The organism is Streptomyces sp. NBC_00091, assembly GCF_026343185.1.
Classification (GTDB): Bacteria; Actinomycetota; Actinomycetes; order Streptomycetales; family Streptomycetaceae; genus Streptomyces.
Genome location: NZ_JAPEMA010000002.1, coordinates 184,907 through 207,602, shown reverse-complemented (window position 1 = coordinate 207,602; position 22,696 = coordinate 184,907). Strand labels below are relative to the sequence as shown.

Annotated in this window: 15 protein-coding genes and 2 pseudogenes; 6 read left to right on the top strand and 11 right to left on the bottom strand. The window is 72.1% G+C overall.

Annotation, left to right across the window (positions count from 1 at the left end; genetic code table 11):
* Positions 1–109: 109 nt before the first annotated feature.
* Both OOK34_RS28695 and OOK34_RS28690 read left to right on the top strand, forming a co-directional pair.
* Positions 110–4,411, top strand: coding sequence for an ATP-binding protein (locus OOK34_RS28695; protein ID WP_267037067.1), 4,302 nt, complete (start codon positions 110–112; stop codon positions 4,409–4,411).
* 1,223 nt (positions 4,412–5,634) lie between these two features.
* Positions 5,635–6,663 carry an aminoglycoside phosphotransferase family protein gene (locus tag OOK34_RS28690; protein ID WP_267037066.1) on the top strand — a complete coding sequence of 343 codons (1,029 nt, stop codon included), beginning with the start codon at positions 5,635–5,637 and terminating at the stop codon, positions 6,661–6,663.
* Positions 6,664–6,694: 31 nt separating this feature from the next.
* Here the strand turns inward: OOK34_RS28690 and OOK34_RS35420 are convergent.
* Together OOK34_RS35420 and OOK34_RS28685 are read right to left on the bottom strand one after the other, a co-directional pair.
* Positions 6,695–6,947 (bottom strand): annotated as a pseudogene (locus OOK34_RS35420) (hypothetical protein); the annotation flags it as partial.
* 63 nt (positions 6,948–7,010) lie between these two features.
* On the bottom strand, positions 7,011–7,547 hold the full coding sequence (locus OOK34_RS28685) for a nucleotidyltransferase domain-containing protein (protein ID WP_267037542.1): 537 nt from the start codon (positions 7,545–7,547) through the stop codon (positions 7,011–7,013).
* Positions 7,548–7,906: 359 nt separating this feature from the next.
* On the opposite strand from OOK34_RS28685, the gene OOK34_RS28680 reads away from it, so the two are divergent.
* Positions 7,907–8,245 (top strand): hypothetical protein, encoded by a 339-nt coding sequence (locus OOK34_RS28680; RefSeq protein WP_267037065.1) that lies wholly within the window; start codon positions 7,907–7,909, stop codon positions 8,243–8,245.
* A gap of 217 nt (positions 8,246–8,462) precedes the next feature.
* Here OOK34_RS28680 and OOK34_RS28675 read toward each other — a convergent pair whose 3' ends face one another.
* Both OOK34_RS28675 and OOK34_RS28670 read right to left on the bottom strand, forming a co-directional pair.
* Positions 8,463–8,903 carry a GNAT family N-acetyltransferase gene (locus OOK34_RS28675; protein WP_267037064.1) on the bottom strand — a complete coding sequence of 147 codons (441 nt, stop codon included), beginning with the start codon at positions 8,901–8,903 and terminating at the stop codon, positions 8,463–8,465.
* 77 nt (positions 8,904–8,980) lie between these two features.
* A pseudogene (locus OOK34_RS28670) lies at positions 8,981–10,350 on the bottom strand (ISKra4 family transposase); the annotation flags it as partial.
* Between the two features lie 308 nt (positions 10,351–10,658).
* Here OOK34_RS28670 and hemC point away from each other — a divergent pair.
* Together hemC and OOK34_RS28660 are read left to right on the top strand one after the other, a co-directional pair.
* Positions 10,659–11,594 carry a hydroxymethylbilane synthase gene (hemC, locus tag OOK34_RS28665; protein ID WP_267037063.1) on the top strand — a complete coding sequence of 312 codons (936 nt, stop codon included), beginning with the start codon at positions 10,659–10,661 and terminating at the stop codon, positions 11,592–11,594.
* 319 nt (positions 11,595–11,913) lie between these two features.
* Positions 11,914–12,900, top strand: coding sequence for a phosphotransferase family protein (locus OOK34_RS28660; RefSeq protein ID WP_267037062.1), 987 nt, complete (start codon positions 11,914–11,916; stop codon positions 12,898–12,900).
* On the opposite strand, the gene OOK34_RS28655 is transcribed toward OOK34_RS28660, so the two are convergent.
* The 5 genes from OOK34_RS28655 to OOK34_RS28635 form a co-directional block, all read right to left on the bottom strand.
* Complete coding sequence (locus OOK34_RS28655; protein WP_267037061.1) at positions 12,861–14,150, bottom strand: ATP-grasp domain-containing protein; 1,290 nt, start codon at positions 14,148–14,150, stop codon at positions 12,861–12,863. The two genes, OOK34_RS28660 and OOK34_RS28655, sit on opposite strands and share 40 nt — an antisense overlap.
* Complete coding sequence (locus OOK34_RS28650; protein WP_267037060.1) at positions 14,147–15,298, bottom strand: glycine amidinotransferase; 1,152 nt, start codon at positions 15,296–15,298, stop codon at positions 14,147–14,149. Before OOK34_RS28650 ends, OOK34_RS28655 begins: the two co-directional genes overlap by 4 nt.
* Positions 15,299–15,365: 67 nt before the next feature.
* Positions 15,366–16,334: an aspartyl/asparaginyl beta-hydroxylase domain-containing protein gene (locus OOK34_RS28645; RefSeq protein ID WP_267037059.1), complete on the bottom strand. Its 969-nt coding sequence runs from the start codon at positions 16,332–16,334 to the stop codon at positions 15,366–15,368.
* Positions 16,335–16,348: 14 nt separating this feature from the next.
* Entirely contained in the window at positions 16,349–17,755 is a 1,407-nt protein-coding gene (locus OOK34_RS28640; protein ID WP_267037058.1) for a peptide ligase PGM1-related protein, read from the bottom strand.
* Between the two features lie 83 nt (positions 17,756–17,838).
* Positions 17,839–19,008, bottom strand: coding sequence for a cytochrome P450 (locus OOK34_RS28635; RefSeq protein WP_267037057.1), 1,170 nt, complete (start codon positions 19,006–19,008; stop codon positions 17,839–17,841).
* Positions 19,009–19,384: 376 nt separating this feature from the next.
* Between OOK34_RS28635 and OOK34_RS28630 the strand changes: the two genes are divergently transcribed.
* Positions 19,385–20,713, top strand: a complete 1,329-nt coding sequence (locus OOK34_RS28630) for a helix-turn-helix transcriptional regulator (RefSeq protein ID WP_267037056.1) — start codon at positions 19,385–19,387, stop codon at positions 20,711–20,713.
* On the opposite strand, the gene OOK34_RS28625 is transcribed toward OOK34_RS28630, so the two are convergent.
* Both OOK34_RS28625 and OOK34_RS28620 read right to left on the bottom strand, forming a co-directional pair.
* On the bottom strand, positions 20,707–21,225 hold the full coding sequence (locus OOK34_RS28625; RefSeq protein ID WP_267037055.1) for a DUF2716 domain-containing protein: 519 nt from the start codon (positions 21,223–21,225) through the stop codon (positions 20,707–20,709). The genes OOK34_RS28630 and OOK34_RS28625 overlap by 7 nt on opposite strands.
* A gap of 134 nt (positions 21,226–21,359) precedes the next feature.
* Positions 21,360–22,556: an MAB_1171c family putative transporter gene (locus tag OOK34_RS28620; RefSeq protein WP_267037054.1), complete on the bottom strand. Its 1,197-nt coding sequence runs from the start codon at positions 22,554–22,556 to the stop codon at positions 21,360–21,362.
* Between the last annotated feature and the right edge of the window lie 140 nt (positions 22,557–22,696).

Here is a 22,696-nt window from a genome sequence, read left to right as displayed (position 1 = left end):
CCGGTTGGTGCAGAACTCCCGCGGGGTCTCGTTCGCCGCGGGTGGGGAGCCGGACCGGCGGCGTCCCCTACGCTGAGCGGCCTGTCGATCCGTCAGTGGGGAGGGGCCGATGGCCGCCGAGGAACGTGTCGGACAGCAAGTGCGCGAGTACCTGCACCGGGCCCTGTGCCGGCTGTACGACCTCGCGGCCCGGGAGGTGGACGGACGGCCCCTGCCCCGCAGCGGGGAGCAGCGCGAGCGGCCGGACTCCCGCCTGTGGCGGTACGTCCACACCCAGATCGCCCGGCAGATGGAGCGGGACCGGCGGGCCGGGGTGAGTACGGCGCCCGACCGGTACGCGACGTTCCACTGGCAGACGTTCCGGCAGCTGCGGGCCGACATCACGCTGAACAGGCCCATCACGGAAGACCGGCAGCGGGTGGTGGAGGCACTGGCGCGCCTGGGCGAGCCGGACCACGTCCTGCCCTCCGGTCTGCGCCGCGGGCTGGAGCAGGCCGCGGGGCGACTGTGGCTGTTCGCCGCCCGGCGGGCCGGCGACGGCGGCAGCGGGCACAGGAAGCTGGTCGACGAGATCAGCGAACGGGCCCGTCAGGACATGCTGCTCCTGGACCAAGGCTCCGCGGGCGCCCCGCCGGTGTCGTTGCGGGACGTGTACGTGCGGCGGGGCACCGAGGAGCGCCTGGCGCGCGTCCTGCAGCAGCAGGTCCTGGCCGGCAGCCCCGGCCAGCCGGTCCAGGTGGTCCTGGGCGAAGCGGGCACCGGCAAGTCGAGTCTGCTGTGGTACCTGGCGGAACTCCTCGAGGGCCGCAGGGCGGCGGCCCCGCTCCAGGAGACGCGGACCGACGCGCCCTCGGACGAGATCCGCGCGGGCGCCGCGTTCCGGCCGGTCCTACTACGGGCCGAGCAGCTGCTCGCCCCCGGGGAGGGCGAACAGCTGCTGGAGTCCTTCGAGTTGAGCCTGAAGCCCGGCTGGGTCGCGCTGCTCGACACGGCGGACCTGCTCCTGCACGCCAGGGACGGGCGCGGCATGCTGCGCCGGGCGGTCGCCGTCTGCCAGGAGCGGGGCGTACCGCTCGTCCTGACCTGCCGCACCCGCGACAGCGCCGCCCTCCACGACGTGCTGGAGGCGACGCCGTCCGACGTCGTCTTCCACGTCGGCGACTTCCAGGGCGGTGAGGAGCTCGAGGGCGCGCTGTCCACGTACTGCCTGCACTACCTGCCCGCGAGCAGTCCTGCCGCCCGGGCGGAGGCGGTGGCGGCGCTGTTGGAGGCCGCGGTCCGCGGGCTGCCCGTCCGTGAGGTGGTCGCCAGGCCGCTGACGCTGCGCATGCTCTTCGAGGTGTACGCACCGCAGTCGCCGACCGCCGAGATCGACGCCGCAGGGCTGTACGAGCGCTACTGGGAGCGGCGGGTCCGCGAGGACGCCCGCCACGGATCGGCCGGCCACGCCGCGGCCCAGTCGCCGGATCTGTCCTGGCCGGCCCAGTCGCTGGCCCGCCTCATGCTGCACGACGGAACGGTGGCCCTGCCCGTCGCGGACGCGGCCGGCCGTATGCCCGGGGCGAACCCCGAGGCCGGCGACGGCGATCCGCTGGAGCAGCTGGCACAGCTCGACCGGCGCAGCGTGGTCGCGGGGACGTCCGGCCGCCGCTCGAGCGTCCACTTCTTCCACCAGACGCTCTTCGAGTACGCCGCCGGCCGCTGCCTGGTGCGGCTCGCCGCGGAGAAGAAGCAGTCGTACTACCGGGCTCTGGGCCGGCATCTGGCGCAGAATCCGGACGACTACCTGCGGGCGGTGGTCGCCGAACAGGCCCTGGTGCAGGGCATGCGCGCGAAGGGCCGCGTAAAGGACGACGCGGCGGAGCTGCTGTCGGAACTCCTCGGGAGCGAGGACGTCGACCTCCAGGTGATCGCCGTACGGGCATGCGCGCTGCTCCCGGACGACCTGTACGGCGATATCCGCGAGGTCTTCCACCGGTACCTGCGGGAGACGGCCTCACCGGCGATGGTGCGCGAGGTGCTGGCCCTGCTGCCGACCCGCGAGCACACGGATCCCGTGCGGGTGGCCGAGGACCTGGGGGTCGTCCTCAAGCACAGTTCCCGGATGCAGTCGCGCGTACTTGACCTGCTGTGCAGGTTCGGGCGGCTCGACGGCAGGACCGCGGACGCCGTCTGGACACTGCTGCGCGAGCTGTGCGCCGCCCCGGCGCGCTGCCTGAGGCGCGCGCCGGACCCTGAGGACGCCGCGCCGACCGGCTGCGGTGGCGAGGACTGCCTGTGGTCGTGGCTGGTCAACCTGAACTCGAACAGCGCCGGCAGCCACGGCAACCAGGCGGTGCGGCTGATCGACGCCCTGGCCGACCACCGGAGCGAGTGGACGGCCGAGCGCATGCGGGAGTTGCTCGCGCTGGCCGAGCGCCACCGCTCGCGCCCCCAGGCCCTGCAGTGCGTGGCCGTCATCCACCGGCGCGCCGGGGATCCGGAGTGGGACGCGCTCTTCCCGGTCGCGGCCCGGATCGCCCAGCGGCTCGGAACCGACAAGGCCCTCGCGGCCGAAGGCGGCGACGAGCAGGAGGGGAGCGGGGGCGGAGCCTGGGGGGCCCGTACGCCGGGGGAGGAGTGGCGGCAGGCCCAGGCGGCGCTGGACGCCTACTGGTTCGCCGCCGCGCTCTCCACGCCGGACAGGTCGCTCGGGTCGCTCGGGTCGCTCGAGTCGCTTAGGTCGCTCAGGTCTCTGGAGGACGTGATCCGTGCCCTGGCCGCCGAGGGGAAGAACCCGTTCGACGTCCCGAAGGCACGGCTGAGGGCGGTACTCGGGCAGGTCGGCACGCGGCTGCGCGAGGCCACCGAGGGTGTGCCCGAACTCCTGGAGGAGACCGTCGCACTGTGCCGGGGCCGGGACACGGTCGACCAGGTCGCGGCCTTCCTGCTGCCGCCCCTGCTCCGCGAGCCCGCCGGGGACCCCGGGACGCGTGCGGCCGCCGCCTGGTGCGCCGACCGGCTCGACGTCTTCGACCCGCGCGCCAACCGGGGGCGCCGCAGCGGATCCCCGGCCCTGCGGTTCGCGGTCAACGGCCTGGGCAAGCTGCCGCCGGCCCGGCTGGCCGACATCGTGCGCTGGCCGTCGGAAGGGGGCCGGTGGGGGGACAACAGGATCGACGACACCTTCCTGGCCCTCGACGGCGCCACCAAACTCCTCGTCCCCCTGGCCGCATCCGGCCACACCCGAGCGCTCACCGCACTGGAACGCTGGCGGACCCTCGAGGGGCTACGGCACGACCAGCTGGCCCAAGGCCGCAACGCATGGCCGGAGTTCCGGGGCGGGAAGCCGTACCACGGGTCCAAGTTCCGCGACACCATGAGCGGGGTGATCCAGGCAGCCCTCACCGATCACGCCGCCCAGGCCCATCGGCTGCTCCTGGAGGCACTGCGCCGGCGGGTGCCGACGGCCGACGTCCCGTGGCTGGCCGCCCTGGCCAAGAGCACGGTGGAGCAGCCCGGTCCGGCCGCCGCCCCCGCACGCGCGTTGTTCGACCGCTTCGGGCCCGAACTGGCCGAGTGGTGCGCCGGCCTGTGGGACGTCGGCCCGTGCCCGGACACGGACGCCAAGCTGGCGGCGCTGCGCCTGTGGGGCGATGTGGTCCGCATGGGCGCCGCCGACCGGCCGTCGCTCACCGCGCAGGCCCGGCTGGTGGCGAAGGTACGCAACCGGCAGTGGCCCACCGCATGCCACGTCCTGCGGCACTGGAACGGCCACGACGTCTCCTCGGTCGCGGCCGTCAGCGGCGAGCCCGGCTGGGAGGAGCTGGACGCGGCCCTGGCCTTCGCGGTCGTCCCGGATGCCTCGACCGGGGAGGTCGCTCTCCTCCGCTCGTTCCTGCGGTGCCGTTTCGCGCCGCTGGCCACGCGGGAGGCCGTCGCCGCGGCGGTCGACACCGTGGCCGGACAGGTCCGGCTCTCCTGCGACACGGCGGCGATCCACGACTCGGGGGCCGGGTTCCTTGCCGAGCGCCTCTGCGCGATCGACCCCGGCCAGGCGGTCGGGGTGGCGATCGAGGTGGCCCGTCGGACGGCGGGATCGGGCCTGACCGACCCCCACCACGTCACCCGCCTGGGGTGGAAGTGGCAGAAGCCGCTGACCCGGATGGCCTCGACCGCGGACCGCGAAGACTGGCTGCGGCTGATCGGGGGCCTCGCCGACGGCCCGCAGGCGCTGCTGCAGAAGGCCCTCGACACGGCCGCCGCCCGCCGCCGCGAGGAGGATGTACGGGCCGACGCCGCCCGCGAACTGGCAGCCAGCCCGTACCGGGACGCGGCGATGGCCGGCCTCCGCGACGCGGCGGTGCGCCACCGCAGAACCCCGCTGGAGGAGCGCCTGTGGCCGGCCGTCCTGCAACCGGCGGGCGCCTGAGGGCGAGCCCGAGCTGGCGGCTGCCCTTGCGCCGTCAAGGCTGGGGGCGCTGAGGGTGGCCAAGCTCGACGACGGCTGGCCGCGGGTACGGCGCACCGATGTGGCAGCTCGTTCGGTCGGTCGGCGCGGCTAGGGCGTGCGGGCACGAAGAAGCGGCGTCGCTATGGGCGCTGAGTCTGACCCGCCGCTGGGCGCTGCTGGCGCTGCTTGGCTGGGGACACTCCCACTGACTGAGACCCATGCGGGCCATGGCAGTGAGCGACGTTTGCTTCACAGCCCGGCAAGGCCTGACCTGTACGGCGTTGCCGCGGTGAAGGGGATGGAGCCGGAGCCAGTGCAGTGCAGTGCAGAAGTTCAACCGTATGCCCGAGATGGCGGTTTCGGTGAAAGTGCTGCAGAAAGGCATCCTGGCTCCGTAAAATGGCAGGTCAGTAAGTCTGCTCCCCGCGCCCGCGGGGATGAAGCGACGGCTCGTCATGCCGCCCTTCCTCGTTCCCCGTCAGGCGTGGGTGGACTCGGGCCTCCGCTGCGTGGGCGGTGGTGACCGTCGAGTGGTGGGGGATCGTGCGGGTGGTGACGGTGACGCCGACGGCAGTCCGGGGGCGGCGCCCCACAGCGAGCAGGCGCCCGCACGCCGTCGCGGCGGGCGCCCGTCGTCGGCGCGGTGAGGTAGTCGCCCAGCACGAGAGGTGTCATGGCGGTGGCCGCCTTTCGTGTGGCCGGGGCGCGGCCGGCGGCCGCGGTAGGCGCTCGCCGGGCCGGCCAGTTGCCAGGGAAGGAAGTGGTAGGTGGTGTCCCGACCTCGGGTAGGCGTGGCGGTGCTGACGATGGACGACCGGATGCCCGAACTGCGCGCCCAAGTACCGCGAGGACCGACCACCTGCTCATCTCGTCCAGGGGGCTGCCTGCAGTCTGTTGCGCCGTGCCTGGACTGCGTCACCAGGGCGGATGTGTTGTCGTTGGCTCAAGGTCGGCCTCCTCTTCCTCCAGGCGGGCTGCGCCTTCGGCGTGCTCAAGCTGACCGCCACCGGCTCGGGAGGGGTCGGTCGCAGACTTCGTACGTGGCGACGGTGGTGGTGTGCGGGTCGGCTATCTCCTGGGCGACGAACACTGTCGCCTGGCTTCATAGGTGAGAAACGGACAGCGATTCGGAGGCGTGAAGCAGGGCGGCCAATTGCGTGCAGTAGCCGCACGCTCGTTCGGTTGCGTGGAAGGATGGGCTCATGTGGTTGCGGGTGCCGTTCGGGGACGGGTTACGGGCCGAGCTGGGATCGCCCAGGCGCGCTCGCAGACTGGGCAGCAGCCCTCGCTCGCGTGTGTGGCGGGTCGAGCTGCCAGAGGCAACGGCGGTGGTGAAACAGATTGTCGGCGGTCCTGATGCCGACGAGCGATACGCCCGCGAGGTTGCCGCTCTGCGGCTCGCCGCCCGAGCTGAAACTCCCGTGGTGCCCATGTTGCTGGCTACCGATCCCGGTGAGCGGGTTCTGGTGCTGGAGCATCTGGACCACCGACGCCCGGCTGGCGACTGGATCGTCGACTATGCGGGTGCGTTGGCACGGCTGCATGCCACCGCCCGTCCGGAGGACGCTGAGGTGCTTCCCCGGTGGCAGGGCCCGAACCAGGCCGATGTCGACTCCTTCCTGCGGCTGGCCTTGGCTCTGGAGGTTCCTGTTCCGGCTGGCGTGTCCGGCGAACTCGATGACCTCGTGAACCGGCTCGACCAGGCATCCGGGCATGCCCTTCTCCATGGCGATCCGTGCCCCGGTAATGATCTCCACACCCCAACGGGGGTCAGATTCATCGACTTCGAGCAAGCGTCACTGGGCAGCGGCCTGATGGAACTCGCCTATCTGCGCATCGGATTTCCGACCTGCTGGTGTGTTACTTCAGCCCCCGGGCCCCTGCTGGAACGGGCCGAGAGCGCATACCGCGATGTGTGGCGCACTGAGACCGGCTCCGAAACCCAAGACGGCCTCACTGACGCGTGCGCCGGCTGGCTGCTCCGCGGTGACGGGCTGGTTGAGCGGGCCCGCCGCGAAAGCACTGATCACCTGGCCCGGATTCCATACCGGGACTGGACATGGGGCACCGCGACAGCTAGGCAACGGCTCGCCCACCGGCTCGGTGTCGTTGGCCAGATGACGGCCGACCGCGCCTCGCTCAGCGGCATGAGCAGTCTGTGCACCGCAATGCGCCAACGAATGCTCGCTCGCTGGCCCACGCTTCAGCCGGTTCCGACAAAGCGGCCCTAGAGGTCGGCTGCCGCCCCGGAATCGTCGACGGCTTGTCCTTGGACAGGTCGAGTGCCGCGAACAGGTGGCGTACCCCGCCGTAGCGGTTGTGGGTCGCTCGCCGCCGATGCCTCGCGGAACAGGATGCGCAGGCCCTCGTGGGAGACGTCGTCGACCACCCCTCGGCGATCAGGAAGTGCGCCCTGCGCGGACAGCAGCACCGTTTGGGCGCGCCGCCAGGCCACCACCGACCCGGTGCCCCTGCGGATGATCCGCAACCGCCGCTGGCCCTCGTTGTCATCGATCGCACGGACGTGTACGCGTTCTGCCGCTGCCCGACGGTAGGGGACGGCCGACTCCCGAGAACCTCACTCAGATAGGTTGCCCTGTGCGCGGAGGGCCGCCTCCAGTCGGGCGATGTCCTCGGCGTCCTTGGCCCGTCGAGGCCGGGAGGGATCCCAGATGGGCATCATCCGCTTGATTTCGATCTGAGCCAGCGGACTGACGATCGCGCATTGCAGACCACCAATACGGCCCGGCCCGGCATCGAGCATTCCCTCGGGCCAGGGCGCACCGGCCCATGGCCCCCCGGCGACCACTACACGGCCGGCCGTATCCCGGTCCAGGAGCGTAAAGCTGTTGTCCAACCCGTCCTTGGCGAAATCGAGCTGCAGGTCAGGCGGCGGTCCTGGGACTGGTTGAAAGCCGTGCAGCAGCAAGCCCTCTGCCAGGGCCTCGGCATCGTTTGCCCAGACGAACCAGTCGATGTCCTCATGGTCTCGCGTGACCGCGCCGAGGAAGAAGTCCATGGCCCATCCACCGCGAAGCCGCACCGAAACTCCAAGCGCTCCGGCAACCTGTACGGTCTCAGCGATCAGGCGGAGCTGTTGATCAGCACGTCCCATGTCCACAGCCAGGCAGGTTACGCGGCAAACACTTTGCCCAGCACATCATTTGTCTCCCGCAGGGGCGGGCAAACGTTGCCCGATGCGGCACTGGGCACCGAACGGTCAAGTGGACAGGTTCACCTGAGTGGCCCGCTCGCACGACCCCGACCCGGTGCCTGCCCGCTTGGACATCTGCCACAGCTCGGTGAGCGTCGAGCCACTGCCGAACCACGCACCCACGACGCCCGGCTCGATTCCCTGGCCAAGGCCCTACCGGGAGGACACCGTGATCACACGAGACTGGCCGCAGATGAGCCGCGAGGCCGTCGAAGCCATCGCGGAAGCCGCCGCACAACACGACGTCAAGCCCGTACCCGATGGCGACCACGGCGAGATCATCATGTGGTTGCTGGAACACTGCATGCGGCAGCGACCTGACCTTCGCCTGTACCCGGAGCAGGGCCTCCGCGTCGAGACCGACGGGAACGGCAACGCCGCCCGGACGGCAACGCCGCCCGGACGGCGCGCTCGCCGAGCAGGAGATCCCGGTCTACCTGCTCATCGACCGGGACAACAGCACGCTGGCACTGCACGCCGATCCCGTCAACGGCAGGTATCACACGCAGACGTTCTTCTTCGGCGACACTGTGAGGATCCCCGAGCCGGTGAACGTCACCCTCGACGACACCGACATCCTCAGGAACCACGTCCGCTGAGGACAACAAGCAACAAGCCACGGAGTCAAAGCCCCCAGTGCGCTGGGCGACTGCCCGGGGTCAGCGCGGACGGACGAGGCGCTGCCGCACCTTGGCAATCTGCCCGGCGGGCGTGCCCCGTCGTCGATTCCGGCCCGGATCCGCCGTTCCAAACCCTCGATGGGTGCGGCTCCTTTGGAGGGAAGGGCGCCGTGCGGGCGCGTCGGGTTTGCCCTGGTCAGGAGAGCCGCAAGTCGATCCAGGGGATGGTGTCTCCAGGCAGCAGGTATCGCTCGGTCTCGACGAAGTCGTGCTTCAGCGCGAACCGAAGCCCGTCCTCGTTGGAGGATAGGACGACGGTCTCGATCGCCTCGGCCCCCAGTTCCCGGGCCCGGTTGAGCCCGCGCGCATAGAGTTCCTCGCCAAAGCCCTGCCTGCGGTGAGCGGCGAGCACGCGGGCGATGACTGTGGCCGTCCGTGTTTCGTCGGTCGGCGGGCGCACCGTGCTGCAGCCCACGAGATCGCCATCGAGATACGCGATCTCCAGGTGGTGGCGCTGGGCACGTTCCCGTACCTCGTCCAGGGAGAGGGAATGGGTGGGAATGATCACGTTGTGGGCGTACTGCCAGTCCTTGAGCGTGGCGTCGCCGTTCGGCTGCTCGATACGAAGATCAGACATCGCAGCAGGAGACCCGAGGACGCCGCGGACGTCAACTCTGCTGGGCGTGTCTGTATCTTCAGGGAAGTCCTTGATGAAGCCATGAGACCGTAGTCCTGCTGGTCCGGGGTGGGGTAGAGGCGCTGGTGCTCGCGGGCGGTATGGAAGCGCCAGTAGGCGTCGAAGTCGCCGTTCGCGGTCAACGTGCGGAGTGTGAGGACGGCTTCGGCTCCGTCCAGGCCCCAGCGGGCGCCGGTGATGTCGAGGCGATCAGCGATCAGGTGACGGCAGGCGCCTTCGACCGCCCCCGTGGCGATCGGCCACCCGCTGTCGAGCGCAGTGTCGTAGCGGAGCTGGTCGAGGTGGCCGGTCAGGTAGCGGTGGCAGGAGTCGACGGCCTCGCGTCGGCCGGCCGACAGGTGTTCCCGGTCGGCTTGGGCGGTCATCTCCTCGGCGGTGCGGGTGGCGTGGCCTGCGAGGATCGCGGTCAGGTGGTCGGCCGCCCAGCCTTCGGCCTCGGTGGTGCCGGGCTTGTGGAAGGCGTGGGCGGCGGCCCAGACGTACTCGGCGACGTGCACGAAGTCCAGCAGCACCTGCAGCGTGACGCCGCGCCGGCCAGCCTCGGCGGTGATCAGGTCAAGCTGATGACGCGCGCCGTCGACGAGGACGATCCACGGCCGCAGATGCTTCGGGTCGCGCGCCTGGGCCTGGTCGAATGCGTCGGCGATGACCTGCTCGGGCGGGCGGACCAGCGAGGCGGTGCACCACTTGTTCTCGGCCCTCGGCCCCGGGCGAGCGGGGCGTTCGCCGCTTCGGCCGCCGGGCGGGTGGATCACGTCGTGGGGGCGCCTGGGGGCCGGGCGCGTGTCGAAGACACAGGCCACGGTCGCCATCCGCTTCCGGTTCGGCTTCTCGCCCGGCGCGAGCCGGCCGCGATGACCACCGACCGCAGCCTTCGCGGCGGCCCGGCGGGTGGCCTCCCGCAGAGCCTCGGGCCGCATGACCACGCCCTGCCGTCCACCTGGACCACCAGCGGCATCCGCCGGCTGCACGGGACCGGGATCCGGGTCCGGTAGAAGTCGTCAGCGTCGACCGCGGCCGCGACCACCAGTTCTTCGAGTCTGCGTTTGCCCAGCACCTTCCCGCAGGGACGCTCGACCGCCTGCTGGGCTTGGTCGAACGAGCCGCGCACGGCTTCGGTGACCGCGAGCCGACGCAGGCCCATCGAGTGCCGGCCCGCCGGCAGCGACAGCGCGGCGTCGGCTGGGTGGACGTTGCCGACGCCCGGGCCCCGGTGGGCGACCCGGGCAACGCGGACCAGCCCGAACACGCTGGCCAGCCAGCGTGAGTGTCCCGTCTCGCACCAGGGCCGGGCTCGTCCCTCCGGCCCCACCGCGAGAGGCCTGCTACCGGCGCGGACCTGTTCCTCTTCGCGCATCGCGCGGAGGTCCAGATGGTCTTGCAGTAGATATCCGCCCGTTCGGGAAGCGGTCTTCCTCTTCGTCTGGGGCGTCTCATCAGAGGCCTCGACGCACCCGAATCCGAGGAAGCCGTGGCTGCGGCCGCCCTTGTCGCCGCGCAGTGCCCGCTGAGCTGCGGACACGGCCCCGGCTTGCGGCAGCGCCGTTTGGCGAGGGGCATCAGCAGTGCGAGGGCGCCGCTTCGTAGGCGGGACGCCGCGGGTCCTTCCTTGGTGACGATCTGTCGGAATCCGAGCTGTTCTGGTGCAAGTAGGCTTTCGCGTCAACCTGCTTTCAACTGCGAGGAGTTGACCTGATGGGTCCCGTCGTGACGATCGGTTCCAGAGCGAGCAAGCTGGCCAGGACGCAGGTTGCGGAGTGGCTGGCACCGCTGGCGGAGCTGTTCCCGGACGTCCGGTTCAAGCGGGAGCTCATCCTGGAGGGCGGCGACCAGGACCGGATCACGCCGACCCTCGCCGAAGTGGCGAAAACGGCTGGCGGCTCGGCCTTCTCCACCAACCAGGAGGCGGCCCTGGTGGCCGGTCGGGTGGACGTCGTCGTGCACTCGTTGAAGGACCTGCCGACGTCCGTGCACGAGGGGACCCTGCTGCTGACGACGCCGGGCCCGCGTGAGGACGTACGGGATGTGCTGTGCGGCGCGACGCTGGATGAGCTGCCCGAGGGTGCCCGGGTCGGCACCGGGGCCCCGCGCCGTGTCGCCCAGCTGCTGGTGCTGCGGCCGGACCTGGAGGTCGTGCCGATCCGGGGCAACGTCCCCGGCCGACTGGCCCGTATCAGGGGCCGGGACCGGCTGGACGCGGTGGTGCTGGCGGCGGCCGGGCTGAACCGGCTGGGGGTGACGCCCGAGGTCCACCAGGTGCTCGACCCGGCCGTCTTCCCTCCGTCGCCCGGTCAGGGGGCTCTCGGCGTCCAGGTCCGGGCCGGTTCCGAGGCGGCGCGCCTCCTCGCGGGAACGGGTGACCCGGCCGTCGACGCCTGTGTCCGGGCCGAACGGGCGCTGCTGTCCGAGCTGCATGGTGGGTGTTCCGTCCCGGTCGGGGCGTGGGGAAGGATCGAGGAGGACGGGCTGCTCCACCTGTCGGCGGCCGTCACCTCGCTGGACGGCTCGAAGCAGGTGACCGCGGCCGACGCCGGCCCGGCGGATGCCCCGGAGAAGCTCGGCGCGTGCCTCGCCGCCGAACTCCAGGCGCATGGCGCGACGGGCATCCTCGCGGAGGTCAGGAAGCCCTGAGCGAGCGGGCGACAGTCTCGCCCCCCGGAACGCAGAAGGCCCTCGCTGACTGGGGCATGGGCCTTGGTGGCGGGTCCGGGTCGGTGGTGTGGCCAGGAGTTCTCGACGAGCTTGTGCGCGACGGTCAGAAAACCTGCTCCCCGCGCCCGAGGGGATGAGCCCCGGTGCCGCGACGAGGTAACCACCCGCTCATCTCGTGGAGGGAGCTGCGGACTGTTGCGCCGTGGCGGGCCTGCGTCACCTGGGAGGGTGTGTTCCAGCCGCACCTCCTACGCGGTGTATGTGACGGACAGCCAGTGGGCCGGGCATGCTGAGCGGCATGGACTTCCAGCCCGTTGAGCGCGCCTCGGAGGCGTTCCAGCAGTCCCTGACCGCGGAGGAGATCGGGGAGGTCTGCCGTCGGGCCTTCGGCGGCGACGCCATGCCCGTGTCCGCCGTCGAGCTGGGGACGGGGATGTACAACAGCGTCTACCGGGTCGTCCTGGCCGGGCGGGCGGGGCCGGTGATCTTGCGGGTCGCGCCGGAGGAGGGGCGTCAGTTCCGCAGTGAGCGCCACCTGATGAGGAACGAGTACGCGAGCCTGCCGTGGCTGGCGGTGATCGCGCCGCTGATGCCGCGGGTGCTCGCCGCGGACTGGTCGCACGAGGTGATCGACCGGGACTGGATGATCCAGAGCCATTTGGACGGCACCCCGGCTCCGGAGCACTTGGGGACGTATCCTCGTATGGTCTGGCCGACGTTCTTCCGGGAGATCGGCGCCATCGCCCGCTCCGTGCACGGCGTGCGGGGCCCGCACTTCGGGCCCGTCGACGGCCCCGGGTACGCCCTGTGGAGCGAGGCCGTCATCGCGTCGCTGGAGGAGATCGCCGCCGACCTGGACGGCGTCGGCCTGGATGCGGCCGACGTACGGAAGGTCGCCGCAGTGGCCGCGCACCACCGCGCGGTGCTTGACGAGGTCACCGAACCCATGCTGCTGACCGGGGACCTGTGGACCGTCAACGCCCTGATGGACCCGGCAGCCCCCGAGCCGACGATCACCGGCGTCCTGGACTTCGACCGCACATGGTTCGGTGACCCCGCCGCAGACTGGACCATCCGCATGGCGACGGCCAAGGAGGACGAGCGGACCGCGTTCTGGGAGGCCTACGGCGCCCTGGACCGTTCGCCCGCCGCGGTGTGGCGGGCGAGGGTCTACGAGGCCCGGCACCTCGGCACGATCCGCCTGGAGCGCCACCGGCTGGCCAAGGCGGAAGCGGTCCGCGAGAGCTACGGCGCGATGGCCGAGGTGCTCGCGGGCCTGGCCTGAGCGGGCCCGGGGAGCGGCTGCACGCCGATCCGGACCCGCCGCAGGAGCGCGTCGGCCCGCTCCTCGACCTCGGCGGCGTCCGAGCCGGTGACCACGAACGAGCCCAGCCGGTGGCTGTTGGTGCTCGGCTCGTGGACCGTGTCGCCGATCGCCGCCCGCCGGCGGACGAACGGTACGCCCGGTTGCGGCTTCGGGAGCCCGGAGACAGAGGTCAGCCGTCCGGTGCGGGGGCTGGTCAGGAACCGTACGGTCGCGTACCCGCCGGCGGTGGGGGTGAGTTCGGCCGGGCGGCCGAGGGCGGTGTCGAGCAGGGCCGTCCAGACGTCGATGCCCAGGGCGTGCTGGATCAGGACCCCGATCTGCCCGGCGGCGAGGCGGGCGGCGATCTCGATGACCGTGCACCGCCCGTCCGCGCCGACGATGACCTCGGTGTGCGAGGCGCCGTGACGGATGCCGGCCGCCGCGATGGCCGCTTCCACCTCGCGGTACGCGGCCGCCTCGACGGCCGGGGGCAGGTGGATGGGGAGGCTGTGTCCCGTCTCGACTCTTCTCGGGCCGCCGGTCACCCGCTTGCGGGTTACCGCGAGGTGTGTCGTGGTGCCGCCCTGCGTGACCGACTCGACGCTGTACTCCGTTCCTGCGGCGTACGCCTGGACGAGGATGCCCGGGAACCCGCTGCCGTACATGCCGGTCACCGCCCGGGCGGCGTCGGCCGCCGTGGCGGCCCCGGCCGGGCCGGTCACCACCGTGACGCCGGCGGAGCCCGCCCCGGAGACCGGCTTGACGACGTACGGGAAGCCGATACGAGGGTCCTCGGGCGCGGCCCGCAGCCCGGCGTCGTCCCGGACGAGGACCGTGTACGGGGTGCGCACCCCGTACGCGGCGAAGGCCTCCGCCATGGCGGCCTTGTCACGGGCGGCCCGCGCCCGGCCCGGGTCGTTGCCCGGTACCCCCAGCTCGGCGCAGACGAGCGCGGTGAGCTCGGTCAGGTACTCGTTGACGGTCAGCACCGCGCCGATATCGTAGCGGCGGGCGTACGCCACGATCTCGGCGAGGGCCCGGTCGGGCCGGGCGAAGTCGGTGACGACCCGCCCGGCCAGCAGGGCCTTCAACTCCGGTCCGTAGCCTGCGTACGCTGCGGCGGTGGCAGTCGCGGCGTGCACCGGGTGCCCCCGGGCCGCCGCCGCCCTGGCGAGGGCGCCCGACTCGGGGCCGCCCGCGTCCAGCAGCAGCACCCCCCGGCCCGTCACGACAGATAGTCCTCGAAGCCGCCGGTGCGGTGCGTGTCCAGGGTGAAGCAGTGGAACCCTCCGCCGAACAGCCTCCGGTGCCGGTGCCGTACGGGCACCACCTCGAAGCCCTCGGTCTCCAGGGTCTTGACCAGGCCGGTGCACTCCTCGTTGACCAGCACGGTGCGCTCGTCGACCGAGAGCACGTTGAGGTCGATGTAGGGGCTGGTGAGGACCAGGTCCTCGTAGTCGTCGTAGACCGGGAACGCCCCCGCGTCCGGCTCCGGCGGCACGATGTAGCGCCACGAGCGCAGCGGCTCGGGCATCAGCTCCCGGATGCCGCCGTGCCGGGCCAGGAACACCCCCGGCTTCAGGGCGAGGACCATGCTGTCGATGTGGTTGTCCGCCATCCGCCACACCCGGTGGACGCGGTACCGGTGGCCGAGGTGCCGCTCCAGCCACGCCGCGCCCCTGCTGTGGTTCTCCTGCGCGACGTTGACGATCAGGTCGCGGCCCAGCCGCAGCACCTGCGCGCCGTCCAGCATCATCTCCAGGCCGACGTCGTACGGGCTCGGCTGCGGGTCGTCGATGGCCTCGGTCGGCCCGCCCAGGGTGGTCGCGGTGTCCCGCGCGTAGGCCAGGTCGAAGGAGTTGTCGGTGAGGGTGGGGCGGGGCATCGTCGTCCACCGCGCGCCGTTCTCCCAGTAGCCGGTGAAGGTGGGGGCGAGCAGGCGGGTTTCCAGGTAGCGGGAGCGGATCGCGGGAGGCGTCTCGATGATTTCGTCGCCGAGGATCAGCGTGTTGTCGCGGATGTTCAGCGCGGGGGTGGGTGCGGCCTCCCAGCCCAGGCCCGCGATGGGTGCCGCGTCCGGGGGCAGGGGCAGCGGCCGGTGCACGGTGACCCCGAGTGCGGCGAGCGTGGCGGCCAGGGCCTCGACGTCCTCGTGCAGCTCCTCGGCGTACCGCTGCTTGATGGTCCAGCTCTCCCGGTGGCCGGCCGCCGCCCGGGTCAGGCGCGGATAGGCCCAGTCCGACCGGAAGCCCTTCAGGTTCTCGTGGTGGAACAGCTCGAAGCTGACGTCGCGGTCGTGACCCACGTAGTTGGCGGCGGACCCGACGATGACCTCCTTGAGCGGGGTGAATTCGTCGTGGCTGTTCAGGCGGGGCATGGGGGTGTTCCTCTCGAATGGTGTGCGGGGCGCTCAGGGGGTGCGTGCTGCGGCGGTCACCTGGCGGTCACCTGGCGCTCACCTGCCGGTCGGCGAGCGCGCGGCCGCGCCGGACCCGCAGGGTCAGGCCGCCGTCGCCCTGCGGCTGGAGGGTGCGCTGCTCGCTCCAGCCGGAGAAGCGGAACTCGGCCTCGTCGACCGGGAGGAGCGCGAAGGCGCGCCCGGCGATCGTCAGGGCGAGGACGCCGTCGCCGCCGAGGTCGATGCGGGCGGGGATGAGGGAGCCGTCCAGCGGGGCGGCCGAGTCGAAGTCCGCGAACCCGGACGGCAGCAGCGCCTCGTACGGCAGCTCGGCGGGCCAGGCGGGAGCCGTGGCGGGGCCGGTGTGGTTGAGGAGGACCTCGCCGTGGGTGAGGAGTTCCTGCCAGGAGTCCGGGAACCAGGCGGCGAGGTCCGCAGTGAGCAGGGCGTCGATGACTACGTGGACCCGGGTCACCTTCCAGCTGGTGTTGCGCACCAGGTGTTCGCGGGAGAAGTCGCCGTACCAGAGGGTGCCCGGCTGCCAGCAGTGTTTGACGCCGTCCAGGACGAGTACGGCGCCCGGGTCGGTGACGACGGGGATGTGCAGGCGCACGATGCCCCGGTCCAGGCGGTACTTGGGGTCGCAGTGCGGGTTCGAGACGGCGCCCGGACCCAGCGCCATCAGCCGGACGGCGTTCAGCGGGGCCGGGACCGAGTCCAGGATCTCCGCGAGGTAGGGCAGCCGGCCGAGCCAGCGCGTCGCCGCGAACGGCTGCGGCCCGGGGCCGCCCGGGTCGGTGCGCTCCGGATCGCCGCCGAGGCTGCGCAGCGGCAGGACCCGCCAGTCGATCGTGGCGGGCAGGCCGACCTGGCCGCCGTAGGTGTGCGTGCGCTGCACGTTCCAGGTGTGGGCGGTGACGGCGGCGAGTTCGTCGGCGAGCCGGCCGGCGTCGAAGACGGGGAGGAGCTGGGCGGCCCCGGCGGCCCCGGCGGCTTCGGTGGGGGAGGTGGTCATGGTGAGGCTCCCGGTCAGGAGGAGAAGGACACGGCGCCGGTGCCGACGTGCTGGCTGGCGTCGTAAGTGCCGGCGGATACGCTCGCGAACCGCGCGTCGAGCCGGTCGAACACGCCCGCGTGGCCCTCGGCGGGGTCGTAGGCGAGGCAGAACACGAACTGCACCGGCGCCCCGGGGGAGAGGGGCAGGGCGGGCATCGACACGATCACCCCGGTCCGGGCGGCCGGGTCGTACATCAGGCCCAGCTCGTCGAGCGCGGCCAGGAAGGCGGCGAACGAGGGCACGGCCCAGGTGGGCGGGACGTGGTACTCGACCACCTGCCTCGGTGGGGCGGCGGCGATGTCGACGATGCCGTGGGCGATCGACCGGTAGATGTGCAGCGACCCGCTGACCTGGGCGTTGACCTCGGTGAACACCACGGCGCCGCCGGGCAGGACCAGGGCGTCCGCGCTCAGGTACCCGCGGTAGCCCATCGCCCGGTACGCCTCGGCCAGCTGGGCACCGCCGTCCAGCAGGGCCGCCCGCACCTGCTCGGTGACGCCGTCCAGCGGCACGACCTGGTGGCTCAGACGCCGCCCGACGTACCGCAGGCGGCCCATCTCGGTGGCCCGGGTGCCGGTGTCGGCGGCGTAGTGCTCGGAGTACACCGCCTCCGCGCCGGGCGCGAACTCCTCGACGACGACCGGCCACCGGCCTTCCCCGCTCGCCCACGGCCACCGCTCGGCCCAGTACGCGGCGATGCCGTCCGGGCCCGGGGCCAGGTGGTGCAGGTGCCGGGCACCGACGTGGTCCACGGCCGTCTCCGGCTCGCGTACGAGCAGCTGGTTGCCGACTCCGGCCCCGTTGTGGGCCTGCTTGACCACGACGGCCCCGGACGCGGAGTGCTCCAGCAGCGCGCCCGTCGCGTCGACCGCCTCGGAGACCGAGCGGCAGACCCGGCCCGGCAGGATCGGCACCCCGGCCGCCGCCGCCAGGGCCCGGAAGTTCGCCTTGCTGTTGCCGATCTCCCCGCCGCCCTGCCCGAAGAAGGCGGCCCCCGGGAGGCGGTCGGCCACGCCCAGGGCGTCTGCGAGCCGCGCCACGGCGGCCGACGGCCACAGCGCGAACACCTCGCTCACCGCGTCGGCCCCGGCCGGAGCGAGGGCGGCCCGCACCTGCTCCACGAACGCGGGCACGGTCAGGGAGGCGGGATCGAGCAGCCGCTCGCCCCACGCCCCGGCCGGTGCGGCCAGCACGGTCAGCTCCTCGCGCTTCACACCGGTGTGGGCCAGGGCGTGGTCGACGAACGCCGCGTCCGGCTCGCAGCACAGGATGAGCAGGTCCCCGGGGCGCGCGAACCACAGCAGGCGCTGCGTCCAGGCCCGCATGTCGCCGCGCTCGCGGATCGAGGGATCGATGTGGTTGCCGATGAGGATGCGCACAGCGGGACTCCTGAAGAGGTGGACGGACGCGGACGGACGCTCCGTACGGCGCCTCGCGGCACCGGGGCCGGGGTGAGGTCAGGTCAGGGAAGGAGCACTGCGGGCAGCGTGTCGAAGGCCCGCATGGTCGCCGTGCGGCGCCGTACGCCCTCGCCGGCGGCGGCCGGCCGGGCCGGGTGGCCGTTCAGGGCTGCGATCAGGGCGCGCAGCCCTGCCTGGGCGACGGATGTCCCGATGCAGGAGTGCGGCCCCCACCCGTAGCCGAGGTGGCGGTTCGGGGTGCGGTCCAGCACCAGCTCGTCCGCCCGGGTGAAGGCGGCCGGGTCGCGGTTGGCCGCCGCGAACAGCGGGACGACCTTCTGCCCGGGTGTGATGTGCACCGTGCCGATCCGGCACGCCCGCACCGCCGTACGCGTGGTGCCCTGCACCGGCCCGTCGAAGCGCACCAGTTCATCAGCGCCCGTGGCCAGTAGTGTCCGGCCGCGCATCTGGTGCAGGGCCCCCGGGTGGGCGAGGAGGGTGTGCACGGCGTTGCCGACGGCGGCCGCCAGCGTGCTGTACCCGCCCTGGAACATCACCCGCGCCGTGTTCTTCACGTACAGCCGGGTGAGCGCGTCGGAGTCACGCACCGTGGCCTGCCGCACCCGGGCCAGCAGGCCGGGCCGGGCCGAGGCCGCGAACCAGGAGTCGACCAGGTCGCTCAGCTGCCGGCGGGCGACGCGGCCCGGCTCGACGAGGGCCGGGTTGAGGCCGCCGTCCATGCTCCGCATGATCGCGTCCGACACCGCGGCGAACTCCCCGTACGGCGGGGCCTCGACGCCCAGCAGATCGGCCACGACCGCCACGGACAGCGGCACCGCGATCTCGGCCACCACATCGAACGGGCCGGCACCCGCCAGCTCGCCCAGCCGGGCCAGCACCAGCAGGCGGGCACGCTCCTCGACCGCACCCAGGTCCTGGGCGCGCAGCGCGCTCATGAACAGGGAGCGGACCCGGCTCTGCCGCGGCGGGTCGAGGGTCTGCACGCTCAGGCTCGGCACGGGCACCGTGCCTCCGGTGCGCCGCGGGTCGCGTGCGAAGGTCTCGTGGTCGCGCAGCACCCGCACGCAGTCCGCGTACCGGGTCAGCCCCCACGAGTCCATGCCCTCGTGCCAGAACACCGGCTCGCGCTCACGCAGTTCGGCCAGCACCGGGTACGGGTCGCGCAGGATCTCCGCGGCCAGGGGGTCGTAGCGGTCGGTCGCAGACGGCATCTCGCGTCCTTCCGGAGTGGGAGGGGCGGGCCCGCCCTCAGCGGGCCCGCCCCGGGTTCCTCGGGCTCAGTGGTCGTACGACATGGCAGCCCCTCCCTGTGCGTCGGCGGCGGTGGGCGTCCGGCGACGGCGAAGGCTCCGGCCGGCCTCGCCCGGCGGGCATGACGAGGCGGCCGGGGGCGACTTCGTCACCGCGCTCCGCTCCGCCCAGTCGCGCGCGGGGCGCCGGACGGAACACGACGAGTACAGCGGCCGCCAGCCGCGATGCCCAGGCCAAATCCCTATCCCCGCCCTATCCCCCCCGCCCTATCCCCGCCCTATCCCCGGTCCTCCGGAACAGCTCCCCGGGGCGCGGAACGGGTGGTGCAATGGGCGGGTGGACGACGAAATCCGCCACCCCCTCGCGCACGCCCGAAACGAACGCGGATGGTCGCAGGAGGAGCTGGCCCGCCGAATCCGCAAGGCCGCCGCCCGCCGGGGCCTGCGCTCGGGTACCAGGGGGTCGCGGGTCTCCAAATGGGAGACCGGCCGCGCCGCCCCCGACGAAGACGAATCCCAGCCGCTCATCGCCGAGGTCTTCGGCATCGACTACGCGGCCGTCGCCCAGCTCGGCTGGCCCAACTGGCTCCCGGGCCAGGACAAGCCGCTTCCGCTCGGCCCGCAGAATGCTGTTCCCTCACTGCAAGAGGCCCTGATGACCTCCCTGGACCGCCGGTCGTTCCTCGCCTACGCCAGCGCCTCGCTGGCCGTTCTCGCCCACCAGTGGACGATCACCGAGCCCGGCCGGCTGCCGCGTTTCGCCGCGCCCGGTGAAGTCGATGCGGAGATGCTCGACTGGCTGGAGGCGACCGGGGCGGAGCTGATCCGTTTCGCCACCGAACGCAGGCGACGCACCAGCCATCTGCTCGACGCGCACCTGACCACCGTCACCGAATTCATCAGCGAGTCCCGCTACACCCCCGTTGCCGGGCAGCGGCTGCACACCCTGGCCGCCTCCCTCTCGCAGGCCATCGCCTGGCAGCACTTCGACGAACGCCGCCACGCCTCCGCCGGCCGCTTCTGGCACGCCGCCCTCCACAACGCTCACACCGCCCACCAGCGCGACCTCGGCGCGGGCATCCTGTCCGACCTCGCGTACCAATTGCTGTGGCTCAAGGACGCCCGCACCGCGGCGGCCATCCTCGAGCACGCCATCCCCCGCACCCGGCACCCCACCGCCCGGTCCCTCCTCCACCTGCGCCAGGCCCGCGCCCTCGCCGTCCTCGACGAGGACGGGTTGTGCCGCCGGGCCCTCACCGCCGCGGAGAAGGCGCTGGAGGCCCCGTCGTACGATCCCGCCCCCGCCTGGTGCTCGTGGATGTCACACGCCGACCTGGCCGCGGACAGCGGCCGTTGCCTCGCGGACCTCGGCCGGCGCCGCCAGGCCCACCAGCTCATGGACGAGGGCATCGCCCTGCTGCCCGCCACCCGCGCCAAGACCACCTCGGTGTTCCTGACCTACCAGGCCGAGACCTACCTCCGCGACGGCGAACCCGACATCGCGGCGGAAACAGCCACCCGCTCCCTCGACCTGGCCGGCCGGATCGACGCCCCCAGGTGCGTGACGATGATCCGCGACCTCGAACCCGAACTCACCCGCTACGCCCGGACAACTCCCGTCGCCGAGCTCCTCGAACGCCTCCGAGCCATCGGTTTGCACTACTGACGATGAACAGGCCGACCGGCTCTGCGTATCGGCGCGCCGAGAACCTCATCGACCTGCGCTCCCACGAGATCGAGGAGCCCCTGCCCGAACAGGCACAGCGTCCCCTCCCAGGGGTGCCCGAAGCTGCCGGTCGAGAAGTCTTCGGTGAGGTAGATGTAGTAGTCGCCATCGGGATACGGGCTCAGCGGCCACGGCTTCTGTCCTGGCTTTCCGGCCAGGTGGGGCGAAAACTGGAACGAGACGTGTTGCCAGTCCAGCGCGAACAGCCTGCCCTGCGGAGGAACGCAGGCCGTCAGTCCTTGCCGGACCGCATCGACCAGTCGGTCGAGCCCCTCGTCGCCAGGGTCGTCATCCAGCGACGCCAAGCTCCAGGTGGCCGAGGCCACGGGTTCCTCGATGGACGGCCACTGCGCTGGGTTCACGCTGGGCCGAAACCCGAACTCCGCGTGGAAGCGGTCCCACACGCGGCGGTACTCGGTTTCCGGGATCGGGACCACGGACTCGTTCTTCACACCCAGAGGCTATCGAGCGGTCCTGCAGGGAAGTACCCGGGGTCAGAGCGTTGGGAGGGGCCATCCAGCTGCAAGCCGGCCCGCAGCTCAGCGGTGCCTCCGCTCGGCCGCTCCAGAACACGGCGTCGGGCGCCTCACTGAGCCCCCGGCCCGCCTGGTGCGCGGGTCGCGGGAACCGGCGAGGGGCCGGATCTCCGGGGGGTTTCACCCGGAGGGACCGGCAGAGGGGGCAGTGCGCCGGAGAGCCGGACGAGCTGGTCGGCGTCGCCCTCGAGCACGGTCGCCAGGCTGCCGCCGGCAAGGCCTGCGTCGGCGCCGCGCAGTCCGGCGAAGGCGTCGATCACCATGGCGATGTAGGCCGCCGACTCCGGCTTGAGCACGCCGGGGCCGGGCTCGTGTGCCGCTCTGGGCCGGCCCGTATCGCCGTCGAGGTAGGGAGCGAACAGCCGAAGGCCGTCCCGGATGTCACATGTACGTCGGAGATGTCGCCTGCCGAGTGACGACCACCAGGGAATGCGCACCGGCTCGTAGGGCGTCACGGCACGCATGACCATCCACAAGGGCTTGAGGCTCCGGTACTGGGACCACCGGACCCAGAGCGTCTGGAGGGCCTGGCCGACAGAGGGCAGGGCAAGTCCGAGGCACTGGCAGAGCGAGGCCAGCGCGGCGACGGTCGGTGCGACTGTCGTACTGACGGCGTCCCAGTTCCCACCGGCCCAGCGGGCTGCGATGGCCAGGGATTTGCACGCGCTGTATCCCAGGTTCAGGACCGAGCCGACCACGATGAGGATCAGACCGCCGCGCAGGAGACCGGTGACCTCGCGGGACCATTGCCAGCACAGGCAGGCGAGGATGAAGGTCGCCACCGTGTGCGCCAGGATGTAGAGGACGATCATCTCCCAGAGGTACGCCGTCGTGGCGTAGTACGTGTCGAAGTCACGCAGACGTTCGTCAGGAGCGTCCCCCAGTGCGAACAGCGTGAGCATGACGGCGATCACCGCGCCGTAGACGCCGACGCACCAGCGCGTGGCCGTGCGCCGCCGGCTCTCCGGCCCTCCGCGCCATGTGATCGTCAGGTTGATGAGGGCCGCGCTGCCCGCCGTGACGATGCCGAAGACGAACGGAGCCGAGAAGTTGGCGATGCCCGTCAGCTCGTTGACCTGGACGATCGTCGGCGGCGCGGCGAAGAAGAACACGGCGGCACCCAGCGGGAGCAGCACGGAGACCGAACGGACGAGAGGATCGCGCCAGTGCCTGAGGAGTTCCGGGACCCGCAGCGCGAACGCGAGGCACAGGAGCACGACGGGGACGTAGTAGAAGAGGTCGCTCATCCTCGGTCCCCTGGAAGCCGCGGCAGCGAGTGCTGCGGGAAGGTGGAACGGATCGGCCATCATGAGCCTCCTGCGCCGTGGCGGCCCAGCGCGACCCCGATACGGCCTGACTTCGTACGTCGGTCGAGTGGTTGAGGGCC

Coding starts and splice junctions, on each gene's coding strand:
- OOK34_RS28695 (WP_267037067.1), top strand. CDS start 110: ATGGCCGCCGAGGAACGTGTCGGACAGCAAGTGCGCGAGTACCTGCAC.
- OOK34_RS28690 (WP_267037066.1), top strand. CDS start 5,635: ATGTGGTTGCGGGTGCCGTTCGGGGACGGGTTACGGGCCGAGCTGGGA.
- OOK34_RS28685 (WP_267037542.1), bottom strand. CDS start 7,547: ATGGGACGTGCTGATCAACAGCTCCGCCTGATCGCTGAGACCGTACAG.
- OOK34_RS28680 (WP_267037065.1), top strand. CDS start 7,907: ATGGCGACCACGGCGAGATCATCATGTGGTTGCTGGAACACTGCATGC.
- OOK34_RS28675 (WP_267037064.1), bottom strand. CDS start 8,903: ATGTCTGATCTTCGTATCGAGCAGCCGAACGGCGACGCCACGCTCAAG.
- hemC (WP_267037063.1), top strand. CDS start 10,659: ATGGGTCCCGTCGTGACGATCGGTTCCAGAGCGAGCAAGCTGGCCAGG.
- OOK34_RS28660 (WP_267037062.1), top strand. CDS start 11,914: ATGGACTTCCAGCCCGTTGAGCGCGCCTCGGAGGCGTTCCAGCAGTCC.
- OOK34_RS28650 (WP_267037060.1), bottom strand. CDS start 15,298: ATGCCCCGCCTGAACAGCCACGACGAATTCACCCCGCTCAAGGAGGTC.
- OOK34_RS28645 (WP_267037059.1), bottom strand. CDS start 16,334: ATGACCACCTCCCCCACCGAAGCCGCCGGGGCCGCCGGGGCCGCCCAG.
- OOK34_RS28635 (WP_267037057.1), bottom strand. CDS start 19,008: ATGCCGTCTGCGACCGACCGCTACGACCCCCTGGCCGCGGAGATCCTG.
- OOK34_RS28620 (WP_267037054.1), bottom strand. CDS start 22,556: ATGAGCGACCTCTTCTACTACGTCCCCGTCGTGCTCCTGTGCCTCGCG.